Below are 16,564 nucleotides of genomic sequence, written 5' to 3'. Positions count from 1 at the left end.
TGTTGCGGACCCGGTCCGGACCGCTCATAGTTGCGCTGCGGAAGAGGCAGCAAACCGGGGGTGGAATGGGCGATGGCCGGGCACGGGACGGAGGAGCATCCACACGGTGCCGACCGGCTGTGCGCCGCCGGGGACCGCGTGTACTCCCGGGCCGTGCGCCGGGGCCGGGTGCTGCGCAGGGACGCCGACGCGGTGCCCTGCCTGCTGGAGCTGGCGCTGCTGCACCCCGACCCCGATGACATGGACTGGCTGGTGCCGACCGCCCCGCAGGAGGTCATGACCCGGCTGCTGCGCGGGGTCTACGACGAGGTGACGGACAGCCAGCGGCGGATGGGGTCGGCGGTCGCGGCGTTCGAGTGGTACGCCGGTCTGGGACGCCACCTGCAGGCCGTGTCGGTGTCCGCGGAGGGCACGGCGGCCATCCGGGTGCTCGACGGGCTGTCACGGATCCAGGCGGCCATGGACGAGGCGACGGAGGCCTGCACACAGGAGGTGCTGACCGTGCAGCCGGGCGGTATCCGGCGTGAGTCGGAGCTGACCGAGGGGCTGCACCGGGCCGTCGCCCTGCGCGGGCGCGGCGTGCGGATGCGCGATCTCTACACGCATGTCGCCCGGCACGGCCAGGGCCTGCTCAACTACCTGGAGCTGATGGGCGACGCGGTCGAGGCCCGCTCGCTCGACGAGGTCATCGACCGCCTCATCCTCTTCGACCGCACGGTGGCGTTCATCCCCGCGAACGCGGACCGCACGATGGCCCTTGAGCTGCGCCACCCCGCCCTGGTCGAGTACCTCCTCACGGTCTTCGAACGTCTGTGGCGGCTGGCGATCCCGCTCACCGCCCCGCTCCCCGACACCGGCATCGAGGGCATCTCGCACCGGGAGCAGTCCATCGCGGCGCTCCTCGCCGAGGGCCACCAGGACGCGGTGATCGCGGAACGCCTCGGCATCAGCGTCCGCACCTGCCGGGCCCACATCGCCCGCCTCTCGGAGACGCTGGGCGCGGCCAGCCGTACCCAACTGGGCGTGCGGATAGCGCAGGTGGGCCTGGACCGCCCGCCGGGCGGCGGCAGCGCGGCACCGGCCGCGGTCAGCCTTCCTGATCAAGGATCCCCGAGCGTCCGATGAGGTAGCCGAGCTGGGCGCGGCTGTCGCTGCCGAGGGTGGTGGCGAGTTTGGCGATGTGGACGCGGGCGGTGCGGATGTTCATGCCGAGGCGTTCGGCGATGACGGCGTCGGTGTGGCCCTCTACGAGGAGGGCGGCGATGGCCTGCTGGCGGGGTGTGATGCCGTTGACGGTGGGGCGGTGCTCGCGGTGCGGGTGGACGGGGGTGGCCAGCCGCCAGAGGCGGTCGAAGGCGGTGGCGAAGTACGTGATCAGCGCGGGGTGGCGGACTTCGAGGGCGAGGGTGCCGTCGCCGTCGGCGGGGAGGAAGGCGACGGTGCGGTCGATGACGAGCAGCCGGTCGGGTACCTCGTCGAGGCCGCGGGCCACGTTGTCGCCCGGCATGGCCGCGGCGTAGGTGTATATCGCCTGCACATGGAACAGGGTGTGCTGGTAGAGCGTGCGGAACCGGCCGCCGCGGTCGAGGAAGGCCTTGTCGCGCCCGAAGGCGGCGGTTTCCGCGATGGTGCCGCGCTCGCCGACCATGCCGGCGTGCGGCTGGATGCAGAGGATCTCGTCCCGCGCCTGTGCCATGGCCTCGTCGATGGCCTGGTTGATCCGCCGGGTGCCGCTGAGCAGCCGCAGGGCCGGGGAGTCCGGCACCGTGCCGGGGTCCGGCGCGATGCGCAGCAGCGGTGCGAAGAGCTCCGCCAGGCGCTCCTGCCGCCGCCACTCGCGGGTGATGCGGCCATGGGCACCGCGCAGCAGCCGGTTCAGGGCGACGGCCGGGGCCAGGGGCTCCAGCCGGCCGAGGTCGGCCGGCACCGCGTGCAGCAGGCCGAGGTCGACGAGGCAGGGCACCTCCTCGGCGTCCCGGACGGAGACGTGCCCGTGGCCGAGGGCGCGCTCGTAGAGTTCCGCTCCCGCGACGCACAGGTCCTCGGCGCCGTGCTCGGTGTGCGGGGCCGGCGTCACCGGAAGCCGCCCTCCCCGGGGATCTTCTGGTCCAGGATCCCGGACTGCGCGATCAGGTAGCCGAGCTGTGCACGGCTGCCGCTGCCGAGTACCTGGGCCAGCTTGGCGATGTGGGCCCGGCAGGTCCGGACGTTCATGCCCAGGCGGCGCGCGATGGCCTCGTCGACATGCCCCTCGACCAGCAGCTTGGCGATCGAGTGCTGGATGTCGGTGATGCCGTCGGGAGCGGTTTCGTAGGGGGCGCCGGCGCTCAGCGGGACCGCCCGGTTCCACATGAACTCGAACACCTTGACCAGGTAGCGGACCAGGCCCGGGTGGCGCAGCTCCAGGGCGACCTGCTGGTCGTCCCGGATGGGGATGAAGGCGACCGTCTCGTCACAGATGATCAGGCGCTCCACCAGCTCGTCTATGGAGCGGTACTCCACCTTGCCGTCGGCCATGTGGGCCGCGTAGGCCAGCTTCTCCTGGCTGTACCGGGCGGTGTGCTGGTACAGGGTCCGGATCCGCACGCCCCGTTCTATGAGGGGTTTGTCACGTTCCAGGCCGCGCAGCGCGCTGCGTTCGGGCATCCGGTCGCTCGGCTGGACCGTGAGCATCTCCGTGTGGCACTGGGCGGTGGCCAGGTTGAGCGCGTTGTTGATGCGCTCGCCGCCCTCCAGCACCGTGATCGAGCCGCCGCCCGACGAGGACTGGCCGCCGATGGACATGAAGGGCTCGAAGACACCGGCGATGTCGGTGGCCAGCTGGCGGCGCTCGGTGATCTCGCGCTCGATGGGGTTGAGGCGCTGGGCCAGGGCGATGGCCGGCGGAACCGGGCGCAGCCAGTTCGGATCGTCGGGATCGGGGTGCAGCAGGGCCGAGTCCATCAGGCAGGGGACCGGTTCCGCGTCCGTCCGGGCGATCCGCCCGGAACGGAGAGCGGCCGCATACAGACGACTGCCCTCCTCGCACAGCTCGTTCGAGGCGTGGGGATGTGTCGCATTCGAGTGACTTGTTACCAAAACTCCACCCCCCAGGGTCCTGAACATGCAGGAACATGATGCACCGATTGTGTGGCCACGACGTGCCCGAATGAGCCATCGTCGTACCTGACGGGGGAAAAGGGGACCTTCAAGTGAGGACGAAGCCGAAGATGCGTAACAAACTGCTTCGCTCGCTGCTTGTTGCCGCCTTCTCCGCCGTCGCAGCTCTCGGAGTGCTCAGTGGCTTTTCGGCCGCCGGGGGGAGTGAGGTTCGTGCGAACAGCAGCTGGCCGTCGGTTGCCGCGGACTCCGAGACTGCCGGCACTACTGATTCCGTGACCGATGGAGCCGGGAGCTGAAGTGACCACCCCACCCGACGACCGATCCTTCCGCCGTGAAATGGCCACCGCGTACCGATCCGGCTGGCACTTCATCGACCTGGTCACCGCCATCCCCCACAGTGGTGACTCGTTGATGGTGACAGTCTTCGGTGAGCCGGTCGTCGTCACGCGGGACGAGGACGAGGACGTACGGGCGTACCGGTGCCTGCGCAAGCCCCGGGGTGCGCCGCAGCCCGTGCGGTGTGCGATCCGGTACGGAATGATCTTTGTGAACCTGGACCAACGGGACCACCGGCTGGCTGAGCCGGACGTCCCGGACGTGAGGACCATCTCGGCCACCCCCCGCAGTGCCTGACGCGATTCCCCCGTCGTAAAAAGATCGCTCAGGTGCTTCCCCCCGCAGCGGCGTCACCGTGACCTGAACACGGTGACGCCGCTGCAGTTTTGGGGGGACATTTCGACGTATCGACTGGTTTCGGCCATACCCCATGGTGGCTGAAACCAGTCGCCAGAACGGGGTGGTCACCCCGGCCCCGCGTCCGCCCTCACCCGCGCCCCTCGCTCCCGTTCGTCACCCCCGCCCCATCGCCCGCTCCACTGTGATCTCGATCACCACCCGGGACGGGTTCTCGCCGGGCGTCCTCCCGTACCGCTCGGCGTACCGCCGCTCCGCCTCCGCGACCTTTTCCGGGTCGGTCCGGACGTGCGCCCGGCCCTCCAGGGTCGCCCACCGCCGCCCCGCCACCTGGCACACCGCGACCCGTGCCCCGTCCGGCCCCGCGCCCAGCACGTGGGACACCTTCGCGCTCCCCTTGTTCGTGATCACCCGGGCCAGCCCCGCCTCCGGGTCGTAGCTCACCCCCACGGGGACGACGTGCGGGCTGCCGTCGGGGCGCGGGGTCGTGAGGGTGCACTGGTGGCGCTCCTGCCAGAAGCGCAGGTACGCCTCGTCCGGTGCGGCGGGGTTCACGCGGTATGTACTCATGGTCCGGAAGGTAGTCCCCGGAAGGGCTCCCGAACGCACCTTGAGTGGAATAGACTCAACTTTGTGTACGTTGGCTGAGTCAGCCGTAGGACGCCGAGGAGGAGAACGCGAACGTGGACGCCGAGCTGACCAACAGGAGCCGGGACGCGATCAACGCGGCCAGCAGCCGGGCCGTGACCGAGGGGCACGCGGACCTGACACCCGCCCACCTGCTGCTGGCTCTGCTGGCAGGGCAGGACAACGAGAACATCACCGACCTGCTCGCGGCCGTCGACGCCGACCAGGCCGCCGTACGCCAGGGCGCCGAGCGCGTGCTGGCCGCGCTGCCCAGCGTGACCGGTTCCACGGTCGCGCCCCCGCAGCCCAACCGCGAACTGCTCGCGGTCCTCGCCGACGCCGACGAACGCGCCAGGGAGCTCGGCGACGACTACCTCTCCACCGAGCACCTGCTCATCGGCATCGCCGCGAAGGGCGGCGCGGCCGGCGAGGTGCTCGACCGGCAGGGGGCCACCGCGAAGAAGCTGGTGGAGGCCTTCCGGAAGGCGCGCGGCGGGCGCCGGGTGACCACCGCCGACCCCGAGGGCCAGTACAAGGCGCTGGAGAAGTTCGGCACCGACTTCACGGCGGCCGCGCGGGACGGGAAGCTCGACCCCGTCATCGGGCGCGACCAGGAGATCCGGCGGGTCGTGCAGGTGCTCAGCCGCCGGACCAAGAACAACCCGGTCCTCATCGGCGAGCCCGGCGTCGGCAAGACCGCCGTGGTGGAAGGGCTCGCCCAGCGGATCGTGAAGGGCGACGTCCCCGAGTCGCTGAAGGACAAGCGGCTGGTGTCGCTGGACCTGGGGGCCATGGTCGCCGGGGCCAAGTACCGCGGCGAGTTCGAGGAGCGGCTGAAGACCGTCCTCGCCGAGATCAAGGACTCCGACGGGCAGATCATCACCTTCATCGACGAGCTGCACACGGTCGTCGGCGCGGGCGCGGGCGGCGACTCCGCCATGGACGCCGGCAACATGCTGAAGCCGATGCTGGCCCGCGGCGAACTGCGCATGGTCGGCGCGACCACCCTGGACGAGTACCGGGAGCGGATCGAGAAGGACCCGGCCCTTGAGCGCCGCTTCCAGCAGGTGCTGGTGGCGGAGCCGACCGTCGAGGACACCATCGCCATCCTCCGTGGCCTGAAGGGCCGTTACGAGGCCCACCACAAGGTCCAGATCGCCGACAGCGCGCTGGTCGCCGCCGCGACCCTCTCCGACCGCTACATCACCTCCCGCTTCCTCCCCGACAAGGCCATCGACCTCGTCGACGAGGCCGCCTCCCGGCTCCGCATGGAGATCGACTCCTCGCCCGTCGAGATCGACGAACTCCAGCGCTCCGTGGACCGGTTGAAGATGGAGGAGCTGGCGCTGGTGAAGGAGACCGACCCGGCCTCCCGGGAGCGCCTGGAGAAGCTGCGCCGCGACCTCGCCGACAAGGAGGAGGAGCTGCGCGGCCTCAACGCCCGCTGGGAGCGCGAGAAGCAGTCCCTGAACCGGGTCGGCGAGCTGAAGGAGAAGCTCGACGAACTGCGCGGCACCGCCGAACGCGCCCAGCGCGACGGCGACTTCGACACCGCCTCCAAGCTGCTGTACGGCGAGATCCCGCAGCTGGAGAAGGAGTTGGAGGCCGCGTCCGAGGCCGAGGAGGAGACGGCCCGGGACACCATGGTCAAGGACGAGGTCGGCTCCGACGACATCGCCGACGTCGTGGCGGCCTGGACCGGGATCCCGGCCGGGCGCCTGCTGGAGGGCGAGACCCAGAAGCTGCTCCGCATGGAGGACGAGCTGGGCCGCCGCCTGATCGGCCAGACCGAGGCCGTACGAGCGGTGAGCGACGCCGTACGACGGTCCCGCGCCGGCATCGCCGACCCGGACCGCCCCACCGGTTCCTTCCTCTTCCTCGGCCCGACCGGCGTCGGCAAGACCGAACTCGCCAAGGCCCTCGCCGACTTCCTCTTCGACGACGAGCGGGCGATGGTCCGCATCGACATGTCGGAGTACAGCGAGAAGCACAGCGTGGCCCGGCTGGTCGGCGCCCCGCCCGGATACGTCGGCTACGAGGAGGGCGGCCAGCTGACCGAGGCGGTCCGCCGCAGGCCGTACACGGTCGTGCTCCTCGACGAGGTGGAGAAGGCCCACCCCGAGGTCTTCGACATCCTCCTCCAGGTGCTGGACGACGGCCGCCTCACCGACGGCCAGGGCCGCACGGTCGACTTCCGCAACACCATCCTGGTGCTGACGTCCAACCTGGGCAGCCAGTACCTGGTCGACCCGGTCCTCGGCGAGGAGGAGAAGAAGCGGCAGGTCCTGGAGACGGTCCGGCAGTCCTTCAAGCCGGAGTTCCTGAACCGGCTGGACGACCTGGTGGTCTTCTCCGCCCTGGCCAAGGACGAACTGGCCCGGATCGCCCGGCTCCAGATCGACCGGCTCGCCAAGCGCCTCGCCGACCGCCGGCTCGCCCTGGAGATCACCCCTCAGGCCCTGGCCTGGCTCGCCGAGGAGGGCAACGACCCGGCCTACGGCGCCCGCCCGCTGCGCCGCCTGGTGCAGACCGCCATCGGCGACCGGCTGGCCAGGGAGATCCTGGCCGGCGAGGTCAAGGACGGCGACACGATCCGGGTGGACGCGTTCGGGGAGGGACTGATCGTGGGCCCGGCGACAGCCGAGGAGAAGCCCGCCAAGACGCTCTGACGTCCTCGGGCGGCAGTGGGGCCGGGGTGCCCGTGAACCGATGGGTCCACGGGCACCCCGGCCATTTCACGGCCAACCGGAGGATCGACCGCCGGGCGGTTGCCGGGATCCTGTCAGCCCACGGCTGAAGGACCGGCCGGGGTTGCGGCCCCCCTCCCCGCATGAGGGAGGATGGCGGGGTCCAGACGAAGGGAAAATCACGGTGACCATCGACCCGTCCTCGATTCCGAACTTCGGGGGCCAGCCCGAGCCGCAGCCCCAAGGACCGGCGGGCCCCGTCGTCCCGGATCAGGATCTTGTGAAGCAGCTCCTCGACCAGATGGAGCTCAAGTACGTCGTCGACGACGAGGGTGACCTCGCGGCGCCGTGGGAGCAGTTCCGTACCTACTTCATGTTCCGCGGCGAGGACGAGCAGGCCGTCTTCTCGGTGCGGACGTTCTACGACCGCCCCCACAAGATCGACGAGAAGCCGCAGCTGCTCGAATCGATCGACGACTGGAACCGGCGGACCCTGTGGCCCAAGGTCTACACCCACACCCACGACGACGGCACCGTCCGTCTCATCGGTGAGGCCCAGATGCTGATCGGCACGGGCGTCGACATCAACCACTTCGTCTCGTCCACGGTCAGCTGGGTGCGGGCCGCGATCGAGTTCGACAAGTGGCTGGTCGAGCAGCTCGGCCTGGAGGAGGACGTCAACGAGGCCGAGAAGCCCGAGGACGACGAGTAGGCCGTCCTCCCACAGTTCCTCCCACAGATTTCCTACAGCGGTGTCTGCGCGTACACGACCAGGTACGTGCCGTAGCCGAACGAGAGCCCGGCCAGGGCCGTGACCACCACCGTCGCGTGCCAGGGCCGGGCTCTCGCCGTGCGGACCAGCGCCCGGGCCAGCGGGAGCAGCAGCGGGAAGGCCGGGAGCAGGAAGCGCGGTTTCGACTCGAAGAAGCCCGAGCCGCCCAGCGCGATCAGCAGGAGCACGGCGGTGTAGGCGAGGAGCGGCAGCGGGGCGCGGTCGAGGGCCAGGAGGGCGAACAGGACCACCGCCGCCGCCACGATCACCAGGGACATCGGGAAGACGAAGCGGTCGCCGCGCAGCAGCAGCGTACGGACGAAGGCCAGCGAGCCCCGGCCGAAGTCGAAGCGCGAGCCCCACAGCCGTTGTACGTCGAAGTAGCCGCCCAGCCGGTTCCCGCTGCGCCGCCCCACCCACAGGACGTAAGCCGTCCAGCCGAGCGGGGCGAGCGCCGCGCCCGTCCACAGCCTGTGGGTAACCCGGCCGCGGGTGCGGCGCAGCTCGCCGGCGGCGGCGAGCAGGACGGCCGCCGCCACCGCGAAGCCGTTGGGCCGGGACAGTCCGGCCAGGGCGGCCAGGGTGCCCGCCCACAGCCAGTTCCCGGCCAGCACCGCGTACAGCGACCAGGCGGCGAAGGCGGTCAGGACGGGTTCCGTGTACGCCATGGACAGGACCACGGAGTGCGGGAGCAGGCCCCAGAGCAGCACCAGGGCGGTGGCCACCGCACGGCCGTGCAGGCGGGCGCCCACCGCGTAGACGCCGGCCGCGGCGACGGCGGCGGCCGTCCAGGACACCAGCAGACCCGCACCGGCCCCGCTGAGCGGGGTGACGGCCGTCAGGGTCCGGACCAGGGCCGGGTAGAGCGGGAAGAACGCCAGGTCGCTGTGGATGACGCCAGGGCCGAAGTACAGCGTGCGGCCGTAGCCGTGCGCGGCGATCCCCAGGTACCACGCCGCGTCCCACGACCTCCCGAGCAGGGTCAGCGGATGCCGGCCGCCCGCCCAGGCGGCCAGCGCTATCACGACCATGCCGGTGAGCCGGGCTGCCGCGAACAGCCCCACGGCGACCCCGCCCGCGGTGACGAGGGACAGCCGGGTACCGGGCTGCTGCGCGACGGGCGGGGCGAGGGCGGTGGTGCTGGCGTGGCTCACATTCGCACAGTGCAGGGGAACCGAGGTGATGTGCGAGAGATGTACGCCCGATGGGGTAGCCGGGTGCTGCTAGCGTCCAGCCCCGTGAGCGACGGCGTGTACGTGGGCAATGCGGGCAGGGATGCGGCACTGGACCGGGGATGGCTTCTCGGGCACTTCAAGGACACCGGCGATCCCCGCCACAGCGAGGCCGTGGAGATCAAGTGGGGTGTCCACCCCCGTGGCGACGAGCGCTCCCAGTGGGTGGAGGGCGAGGAACGCACGGCTCTCCTGGTTCTCGTCAGCGGCCGCTTCCGCGTCGAACTGCCCGGCCGCAGCGTGGTGCTGGAGGAGCAGGGTGACTACGTCGTGTGGGGGCGCGGAGTCGACCACTCGTGGTTCGCGGAGGAGGAGTCCGTGGTCCTGACCGTCCGGTGGCCGTCCGTGCCCGGCTACGCGGTGGCCGGAGACGACGGCTCCCGGATCAGCTGACCTTGACCGTCCAGGACGCGGAGTACGTGTCCGTCAGATCGGTGGTACCCGGGCGGTAGACCCGTAGCGTCCACGTCCCCGCGCGCGAGAAGGTGATCTTCGTGGTGGCGCTGCCGCTCGTCGCGAGGGCGGCGCTGGTGAGGGTCACCCACGTGCCGTTCTTCTGGCGGGCCTGGAAGCGCAGTGCGGTCCCCTTGACGTACGGGGAGCTGAGCGCGGTGTAGGACGCGGGCTTGCCGTGGACCGCGGTGGCAGCCGGCCTGCTGACCGTGAGTACGGCCTTGACGTGCGAGGTCAGGGTCTTGCTGGTGGAGGACGTCCACGTCAGGTTCTTGGCCGCGGTGACGGCACGCCAGGCGCCGTTGTACTTGGCGGTCGTGGCGTAGGACGCCTTGCCGGCGCTGTCCGCGGTGACGGTCGCCTGGGTCTTCCAGGTGGTGGTGCCCGCCCGCTTGTACTGGAAGCTGACCTTGGCGCCGGCCGCGGGCTTGGCGCCGGTCTGGGCCACGGTGGCGGTGAAGGTCGCCTTGCCGCCGTAGGTGCTGGTGGCCGGGCCGGTCAGCTGGGTCGTCGTGGCGGCCACGACGCGGAGCGGCAGGCTGCTGACGGTGGTGTCGCCGTACTGGGAGACGATGGTCAGCGTGACGTCGTGCACCCCGGTGGTGGTGGCCTTCCAGGTGCCCGAGGGCTGCGCGGGATAGCTGCCGGTGGCGACCGTCGCGCCGTCCACGTCGAGGGTCCAGTGCTCGGCCCGGCTGACGCCGTCGTCGGCGGATGTCGTGGCGGCGAGCTTCCAGCTGCTGCCCGCCACGGGAAAGTCCTGGAAGCCGTCCGTCCAGGTCGGCGTGACCTCGGAGACCACCGTGACCGGCAGGTCCGCCCGGCCGTGGGCACCGCGGTTGTCGACGGTGTCGAACGTCAGCGTGTGGCTGCCGTAGGGGAGCGGGCCGAGGTCGGCGAGGAAGCCCGCGGTGTTGCCCTCGTAGGTGGAGGCGCCGACCGGCGTCGTCGCCTGTGCCTTGCCGTCGAGCGACACGGTGGTGCTGACCGGGTAGGCGTAGTTGAGGTTGGCCGGGAATGCCTTGTCGAGCGCCGACGGGTAGGCGTAGGTCACGCTCACCGGGGTCTCGTACGGGCGGATGACGGTGCCGAGCTTCGGCGTGATCGTGAAGCCGTGGTCGACCAGGGTGACGGCCCGGACCGGGGAACCCGCGCGGCCGTCCTTGTCGTAGGCCACGACGTAGAGGTCTCCGGCGTACAGGCCGGCCGGGACCGCACTCGTGTCCAGGGTGGTGGTCCATGTCGCGCCGCTGTCCGGGGCGGTCAGGTCGGCAGGAGCGGGCCAGGCTCTGCTGGTGCTGAAGTACCGGACGCGCGAGACGCCGTCGCCGCCGGTCGCGGTGGCGCGCAGCGACAACTCGCCGTCCGCGGTCAGGCCCACGGGCTTGCGGGTGGTCCAGGCGTCGTCGCCGGGCAGATCGGGCAGGCTGACGACCGGCCGGCCGTTGTCGACGGTGACGGCGGTGTCGGCGGTGACGGTCCGCGGGCGGGGGCTGTCCACCTCGACGTGGAGGGTGTTCGCGCCGTCGTTCACCAGCGGCGCGGCCACCCCGTTCGCTGAGCCTCCGAACTGCTGGGTGGCGGCGGTGTCCAGGGTCGCGTGCAGGGTGCAGGAGGGCAGGCAGTCCCCCGGGTTCAGGCTGAAGGTCTGCTCGACCGTGCCGGTGCCCTGGTATTCACCGCTGCCGGTGATGCTGACCACGGCCGCGGTCGGCTCGTCGTCCGGGTCCGCGTGCACCGTGAAGGTGACATCGGTCGTGCCGGTGATCGTCTGCCCGGCGCTGACCGTGCCGTCGCCTCCGGCGTCCGAGGAGACGCCGTCGAACGTGATCACGGCACCGGTGTCGTCCGCGACGGCGGCCGGCGCGGGCGCGACGGCGCACAGCACGGCGGCACTCGCGGCGACGGCGAGCGATCTGACGGATCGGGATATACCCATGTCTCTCCTCCTGGGCCTGCCCTGGCTCGGCGGAGGCGCCGGGTGCGGTCCGCAAGCCGCTTCCGCTCGGGGCCCGGCTCCATGACGGACCCGGAAACGAGAGGCGTGGCGCAGACCATCCCCGAGTCACGGTGTACGGACGGGGAGCGGGTGGCCAGTGTGGCAGCAGCGTGAAGATCTTGGATGGACTCCGATCGGGTGTCAAGAACCACGCCGGTCGTCCCAAGGAGCGGAAGGCTCACCGACAGCGCTCCGCCCGGCACCCGGGCCCCCGTCCGATTCAGGACGCCAGGCGTTGCAGACGGCCGGTGGCCTCGCGGAGGACGTCGTCCTTCTTGCAGAAGGCGAACCGAGCGCACCGCCGTGACCAGCTCCGGCGTCGACGTCACCCAGGCGACACCTCGTTCGTGCACTCATTCGGTGTCGTGCAACAGGCTCACCAGAGGTGTCTCCAGGACTGCTGGTGAGCCGGTCGCTGTACGGCCTCGGGGAGCGGCGCTGTCCGCCGTATCCTGACCACACACGGGAAGGAGCCGTCCATGAGCGTCGACGCGATCGTTCACACCGAGTTCCCCGAGGGGTACACGGTCCTGTTCGGGGCCGACGGAAAGGTGATCATGACTCCGCAGAGCTTCGAGCACTCCAGCACGATCAAGTCGATGCAGTACGACACGATCGTGTCCCTCGGACGCCATGCGAAGACCGCCTCCGATGTCTGCATCGACTTCCCCGCCGACGAGAACTCCGCCCCCGACCTGGCGATCCTGCGCGAGGACGCACGCAAGGAAGGCAAGCGCTACAGCTTCGAGGACGTCCTGCTGATCTCCGAGGTCGTCTCGACCTCATCCGCACGCAAGGACTACGACGACTGCACCGCGAAGTACGGCCGCTATGGCATCCCGATCTACCTGGTCGTGGACCCCTACGCCCAGGAAGTCGTCCTGCACACCCAGCCGACCGCCACGGGTTACATCGCGGCACACACCCACAAGTACGGCACGGGCAAGCTCCCCATCCCGCTGGCCGACGGCCGTACCTTCACCCTCGACCTCGACGAACTCCCGCGTCCGGAGCCCGAGGCGGACGCCCGCTGACGAAGGACTCCCGGTGCGGCAAGGCCATGCCGTCGGCAGCTCCGTCGTCGGACGCGCGTTCCTGGTCGGCGGCGGCCATGGATCTCGCCGTGCCGGACCCGGTCGGGCAGGGGCTTGCGCCCTTCAGCGAGCTGCTCGGCGACCCGCGCGACCGAACCCGTCTCGTCCTGCTCCGCTCGCGGAACCCGGAGGCCGTCAGTTCGCCGTCTCTCCCGTCGGCCCCCGGACCGGGCTCACCGAGAAGGCCGTCTCCCCTGCCACGGCCACGATCGCGTCGTACGCCAGCAGCACGCTCGGGATCGTGTTCTGCACCGAGGTGCCCGGGTCGTCCAGCTTGGGCGTGGTCCAGCGGACGGCCCCGGTGTCCTGGTCGAGGGCGGCGAGGCGGCCGTAGCGGTTGGCGAGGTAGACGGTGTCGTACGTCGCCGAGCGCACCGGAGCCGACAGGTTCTCGATCTGCGTGTCCCGCTGCCACAGCCGGGTGCCGTTGGCGGCATCGACCGCGGTGACCGTCCCGTCGGGGCGGACGAAGTACACGGTCCGGTCGATCACGGTCGGTGTGCCGCGCGGGGTGCCTTCCAGGAAAATCCTGGTGGCGGTGCCGGTGTTCGGGTTCACCCGCAGCAGAGCGGTGTACGACTCGTCCTTGCCATCGTCCGGCTGGTACCCGGTGGTGTCCTTCGGCAGCACGAACAGCGGCCCCCCGGCGAGGGTGCCGAGCGGCGTCGCGCTCACGGGCAGCGGGTCGAGTGCGTCCGCCGTGCCGCCGGCCGGGTCGAAGCGCAGCAGGCCGGCCGAGCCCTTGGTGGGGTCGTTCGCGTCGGCGCAGAGACCGTAGGGAGCGTCGCCCAGGACCACCGGGGCACAGAGGCTGCCCGCCGACGACTTGGCCGGGGCGCGCCACAGGTCCTTGCCCGTGGTGGCGTCCAGGGCGACGAACTCCTTCGCGGTGTCCGACATCGCCAGGACGCCGCCGTCGAACAGGGCGACGCGCGCCGTCGCGCTGACCTCACGGGTCCAGACGCGTCTGCCGGTGTCGGCGTCGAGGGCGATCACCCGTTGGTCCGCGTACACCTCGTCCGGTTGCTCGTATGTGTAGACGATCCCGTCCCGCACGCCCAAGGGTCGCTCGGCCGCCTGGGAACTGTTCCCGTACCGCCACGCGACGCGGCCCGAGGCGGCGTCGAGACGGGCCACCGTGAAGCCGGTGCCCGCGCAGTACAGGGCGGATCCGGCGGACACACAACCGGCGTCCACATCGCCCACGTTGATGCTCGACGAATCGTCCCGCACGGCTCGGGTGAGATGCGTCTGCCAGGGCCGCCAGCCGGTGGGAAGTGCCGGGGCCGGGGACGCCGAGGCGCTCGCGCCGGGACGGGCATCGCCGGACTGCGCGCTCGACTTGAGGTGGTACATCGACGCGGACACCCCGGTGACGGCCAGGATCGCGCCGAGGACAACCAGCCGACGCGTCCGGCGTCCGCGACCGGCGTGCCCGGCGGCGGTGGTGTCGCCGGCGCCCCGGGAGTGTCTCCGGTGTCCCGGCACGGTCGGCGGGCCGCCCACCGCCACGGCGTCGGCCGTGTCCGGCAGGGACCTGAACAGCCGTTGCAGTTCGTCCAGTCGAGGCCTGTCGGCCGGGTCTTTGGCCAGGCAGCGTTCGACGATGCCCAGCAGCGGCTCCGGTACGCCGTCCAAGGAGGGCTGCTCGTGCACCACCTGATAGCCCGTCATGTACGGGCTGCCGCCTTCGAAGGGACGGTTTCCGGTGGCGGCGTACACCAGGAGCGAGCCGAGCGAGAAGACGTCCGAGGCGGCGGTCACGTCCTTGGGCGAGGCGAACTGCTCGGGGGACATGAAGGGTGGGGTGCCGATGAGGCGTCCGGTCACCGTGAGGGCCTCGTTGTCGGCCGCCCGTGAGATGCCGAAGTCGATGACGCGCGGGCCGTCGTCGGCCATCAGCACGTTGCTCGGCTTCAGGTCCCGGTGCACGACACCGGCCTGGTGGATGTCCCGCAGCGCCTCCACCAGCCCCAGGGCCAGCGTGCGCAGTCCGGGCCCGCCGAGTGCGCCCTGCTCGGCGACGAGGTCATCGAGGGTGCGGCCCGGCACGTACAGCGTCGCCATCCACGGCAGTTCGGCGTCCGGGTCGGCGTCCACGACGGGGGCGGTGAACGCTCCGCTGACGCGCCGTGCCGCCGCGATCTCCTGGCGGAAACGGGTGCGGAACTCCTCGTCCTGCGCGTATTGCGCGTGTACGACCTTGACGGCGACGCGGCGTCCGGAGGCGGAGCGGCCGAGGTAGACGACTCCCATGCCGCCACTGCCGAGCCGGTCGACGAGCAGGTAGCCGCCTATCGCCCCGATGGACCCCGACTCCTCGGTGCTCAGCGGCATCGCCGGTCAACCCTTCCAAGTCCCACACGTCACGGAATCGTTCAGCGGCAACAGAGTAGTCCGCGTCCGGGGGGTCCCCCCGGCGCTGTCGTGGCCGCCGCCCCGCGCGACACCCGAAGGACACCGCACAGCCTCCGACGCTTCGTGCATGCAGAAGGTGGAGCGAACCCGGCGCCTGCAGCGCCCCGTAAGGGGCGCTGGGGGTACCCCCGGCCGAAGGCTGGGGGAGGAATTGCGCGCTCAGCCCCCACGCACCCGCAGGCTGGGTCGGCCCCCTACGACAACTGCCGCAGCCGCTCCGCCGCCTCCTTCAGCACCTCCGCACGCTTGCAGAACGCGAACCGTACGAACGGCGCCCCCGCCTCCCGGTGGTCGTAGAAGACCGCGTTCGGGATGGCGACGACCCCGGCCCGTTCCGGCAGGGAACGGCAGAAGGCGAAGCCGTCCGTTTCCCCGAGGGGGCGGATGTCGGTGGTGATGAAGTACGTGCCGGTGGTGTCGTAGACCTCGAAGCCCGCCTCCGTCAGGCCCGCCGCGAGGATGTCCCGCTTGGTCTGCATGTCCCGGCGGAACGTCTCGAAGTACGCGTCCGGGAGGGCGAGGGCCTCCGCGACCGCGTACTGGAAGGGGCCCGAGGCGACGTACGTCAGGAACTGCTTCGCCGAGCGCACCGCCGTGACCAGCTCCGGCGTCGACGTCACCCAGCCGACCTTCCAGCCGGTGAAGGAGAACGTCTTGCCGGCCGAGCCGATGGTGACCGTGCGCTCGCGCATGCCGGGGAGGGTCGCCAGGGGGATGTGCTCGGCGCCGTCGTACACCAGGTGCTCGTACACCTCGTCGGTCACGACCAGCAGGTCGCGCTCGACCGCCAGTTCGGCGACCGCGGTCAGCTCGGCGCGGGTGAGGACCGTGCCGGTCGGGTTGTGCGGGGTGTTGATCAGGAGGAGCCGGGTGCGCGGGGTGACCGCCGCGCGCAGCTCGTCGAGGTCGAGGCGGAAGGCGCCGGCGTCGGGGCGGAGGGTGACCGGGACCCGGGTGCCGCCGGCCATCGCGATGCTCGCCGCGTAGGAGTCGTAGTACGGCTCCAGGGCGACGACCTCGTCACCGGGTTCGAGGAGGGCGAGGAGGGCGGCCGCGATGGCCTCCGTGGCGCCCGCCGTGACCAGGACCTCGGCGTCCGGGTCGTAGGAGAGGCCGTACCGGCGCTGCTGGTGTGCCGCGATCGCGGTGCGCAGCTCGGGGACGCCCGGGCCCGGCGGGTACTGGTTGCCGTGCCCCTCGCGCAGCGCGCGCACGGCGGCCTCCCTGACCTCCTCGGGACCGTCGGTGTCCGGGAAGCCCTGCCCCAGGTTGATGGAGCCCGTGCTGAGGGCCAGGGCGGACATCTCGGCGAAGATCGTGGTCCCGAACTCGGCGAGCCGGCGGTTGAGGAGGGGGCGTTCGCTGGAGGTCATGCCGGTCATCCTGCGCCCAAGCTCCGGAGTTCCTCAACCCGGCTTCCGGGCGGGCACCTGCGGCGATGCCCTGACGGCGGTACGGGCTGCGGTCGCGGTGCCGGGGGATTGCGG

13 protein-coding genes are annotated in these 16,564 nt (G+C 71.2%); 6 read left to right on the top strand and 7 right to left on the bottom strand.

Going from position 1 to position 16,564, the window contains the following annotated elements:
• Positions 1 to 72 precede the first annotated feature (72 nt).
• Positions 73 to 1,125, top strand: a complete 1,053-nt coding sequence (locus SSP29_RS09475; protein WP_089100107.1) for a helix-turn-helix transcriptional regulator — start codon at positions 73 to 75, stop codon at positions 1,123 to 1,125.
• Here SSP29_RS09475 and SSP29_RS09470 read toward each other — a convergent pair.
• Both SSP29_RS09470 and SSP29_RS09465 read right to left on the bottom strand, forming a co-directional pair.
• Entirely contained in the window at positions 1,088 to 2,077 is a 990-nt protein-coding gene (locus SSP29_RS09470) for a helix-turn-helix transcriptional regulator (protein WP_089100106.1), read from the bottom strand. The genes SSP29_RS09475 and SSP29_RS09470 overlap by 38 nt on opposite strands.
• Positions 2,074 to 3,105 (bottom strand): helix-turn-helix domain-containing protein, encoded by a 1,032-nt coding sequence (locus tag SSP29_RS09465; RefSeq protein ID WP_245883055.1) that lies wholly within the window; start codon positions 3,103 to 3,105, stop codon positions 2,074 to 2,076. The genes SSP29_RS09470 and SSP29_RS09465 overlap by 4 nt, the downstream gene beginning before the upstream one ends.
• Positions 3,106 to 3,438: 333 nt before the next feature.
• Here SSP29_RS09465 and SSP29_RS09455 point away from each other — a divergent pair, with 333 nt between their 5' ends.
• Positions 3,439 to 3,735 (top strand): Rieske (2Fe-2S) protein, encoded by a 297-nt coding sequence (locus tag SSP29_RS09455; protein WP_167449907.1) that lies wholly within the window; start codon positions 3,439 to 3,441, stop codon positions 3,733 to 3,735.
• Positions 3,736 to 3,951: 216 nt separating this feature from the next.
• Here SSP29_RS09455 and SSP29_RS09450 read toward each other — a convergent pair whose 3' ends face one another.
• Positions 3,952 to 4,365 (bottom strand): pyridoxamine 5'-phosphate oxidase family protein, encoded by a 414-nt coding sequence (locus tag SSP29_RS09450; protein WP_089100102.1) that lies wholly within the window; start codon positions 4,363 to 4,365, stop codon positions 3,952 to 3,954.
• Between the two features lie 113 nt (positions 4,366 to 4,478).
• On the opposite strand from SSP29_RS09450, the gene clpB reads away from it, so the two are divergent.
• Both clpB and SSP29_RS09440 read left to right on the top strand, forming a co-directional pair.
• Positions 4,479 to 7,091, top strand: coding sequence for an ATP-dependent chaperone ClpB (gene clpB, locus SSP29_RS09445; protein ID WP_089100101.1), 2,613 nt, complete (start codon positions 4,479 to 4,481; stop codon positions 7,089 to 7,091).
• Positions 7,092 to 7,293: 202 nt separating this feature from the next.
• On the top strand, positions 7,294 to 7,821 hold the full coding sequence (locus SSP29_RS09440; protein ID WP_089100100.1) for a type III secretion system chaperone family protein: 528 nt from the start codon (positions 7,294 to 7,296) through the stop codon (positions 7,819 to 7,821).
• Between the two features lie 32 nt (positions 7,822 to 7,853).
• Here the strand turns inward: SSP29_RS09440 and SSP29_RS09435 are convergent, their stop codons facing one another.
• Positions 7,854 to 9,035: a putative hexosyltransferase gene (locus tag SSP29_RS09435; RefSeq protein WP_150133831.1), complete on the bottom strand. Its 1,182-nt coding sequence runs from the start codon at positions 9,033 to 9,035 to the stop codon at positions 7,854 to 7,856.
• Between the two features lie 84 nt (positions 9,036 to 9,119).
• Here SSP29_RS09435 and SSP29_RS09430 point away from each other — a divergent pair, with 84 nt between their 5' ends.
• A complete protein-coding gene (locus SSP29_RS09430) occupies positions 9,120 to 9,506 on the top strand; it encodes a cupin domain-containing protein (RefSeq protein ID WP_089100099.1) in 387 nt (128 codons plus the stop codon).
• On the opposite strand, the gene SSP29_RS09425 is transcribed toward SSP29_RS09430, so the two are convergent.
• Complete coding sequence (locus tag SSP29_RS09425) at positions 9,499 to 11,505, bottom strand: hypothetical protein (RefSeq protein ID WP_089100098.1); 2,007 nt, start codon at positions 11,503 to 11,505, stop codon at positions 9,499 to 9,501. The two genes, SSP29_RS09430 and SSP29_RS09425, sit on opposite strands and share 8 nt — an antisense overlap.
• Before the next feature lie 539 nt (positions 11,506 to 12,044).
• Between SSP29_RS09425 and SSP29_RS09420 the strand changes: the two genes are divergently transcribed.
• Positions 12,045 to 12,599 carry a Uma2 family endonuclease gene (locus SSP29_RS09420; RefSeq protein ID WP_089100097.1) on the top strand — a complete coding sequence of 185 codons (555 nt, stop codon included), beginning with the start codon at positions 12,045 to 12,047 and terminating at the stop codon, positions 12,597 to 12,599.
• A gap of 195 nt (positions 12,600 to 12,794) precedes the next feature.
• Here SSP29_RS09420 and SSP29_RS09415 read toward each other — a convergent pair whose 3' ends face one another.
• Both SSP29_RS09415 and SSP29_RS09410 read right to left on the bottom strand, forming a co-directional pair.
• A complete protein-coding gene (locus tag SSP29_RS09415) occupies positions 12,795 to 14,996 on the bottom strand; it encodes a serine/threonine-protein kinase (protein WP_089100096.1) in 2,202 nt (733 codons plus the stop codon).
• A gap of 275 nt (positions 14,997 to 15,271) precedes the next feature.
• Positions 15,272 to 16,459: a pyridoxal phosphate-dependent aminotransferase gene (locus SSP29_RS09410; RefSeq protein ID WP_089100095.1), complete on the bottom strand. Its 1,188-nt coding sequence runs from the start codon at positions 16,457 to 16,459 to the stop codon at positions 15,272 to 15,274.
• Between the last annotated feature and the right edge of the window lie 105 nt (positions 16,460 to 16,564).

Origin of the sequence: Streptomyces hyaluromycini (assembly GCF_002217755.1) — a bacterium.
Classification (GTDB): Bacteria; Actinomycetota; Actinomycetes; order Streptomycetales; family Streptomycetaceae; genus Streptomyces; species Streptomyces hyaluromycini.
The sequence above is the reverse complement of the archived record's forward strand: the minus strand, read 5'-3'. Positions and strand labels throughout refer to the sequence as shown.

Coding starts and splice junctions, on each gene's coding strand:
- SSP29_RS09475 (WP_089100107.1), top strand. CDS start 73: ATGGCCGGGCACGGGACGGAGGAGCATCCACACGGTGCCGACCGGCTG.
- SSP29_RS09465 (WP_245883055.1), bottom strand. CDS start 3,105: ATGTTCAGGACCCTGGGGGGTGGAGTTTTGGTAACAAGTCACTCGAAT.
- SSP29_RS09455 (WP_167449907.1), top strand. CDS start 3,439: ATGGCCACCGCGTACCGATCCGGCTGGCACTTCATCGACCTGGTCACC.
- SSP29_RS09450 (WP_089100102.1), bottom strand. CDS start 4,365: ATGAGTACATACCGCGTGAACCCCGCCGCACCGGACGAGGCGTACCTG.
- SSP29_RS09425 (WP_089100098.1), bottom strand. CDS start 11,505: ATGGGTATATCCCGATCCGTCAGATCGCTCGCCGTCGCCGCGAGTGCC.
- SSP29_RS09420 (WP_089100097.1), top strand. CDS start 12,045: ATGAGCGTCGACGCGATCGTTCACACCGAGTTCCCCGAGGGGTACACG.
- SSP29_RS09415 (WP_089100096.1), bottom strand. CDS start 14,996: ATGCCGCTGAGCACCGAGGAGTCGGGGTCCATCGGGGCGATAGGCGGC.
- SSP29_RS09410 (WP_089100095.1), bottom strand. CDS start 16,459: ATGACCGGCATGACCTCCAGCGAACGCCCCCTCCTCAACCGCCGGCTC.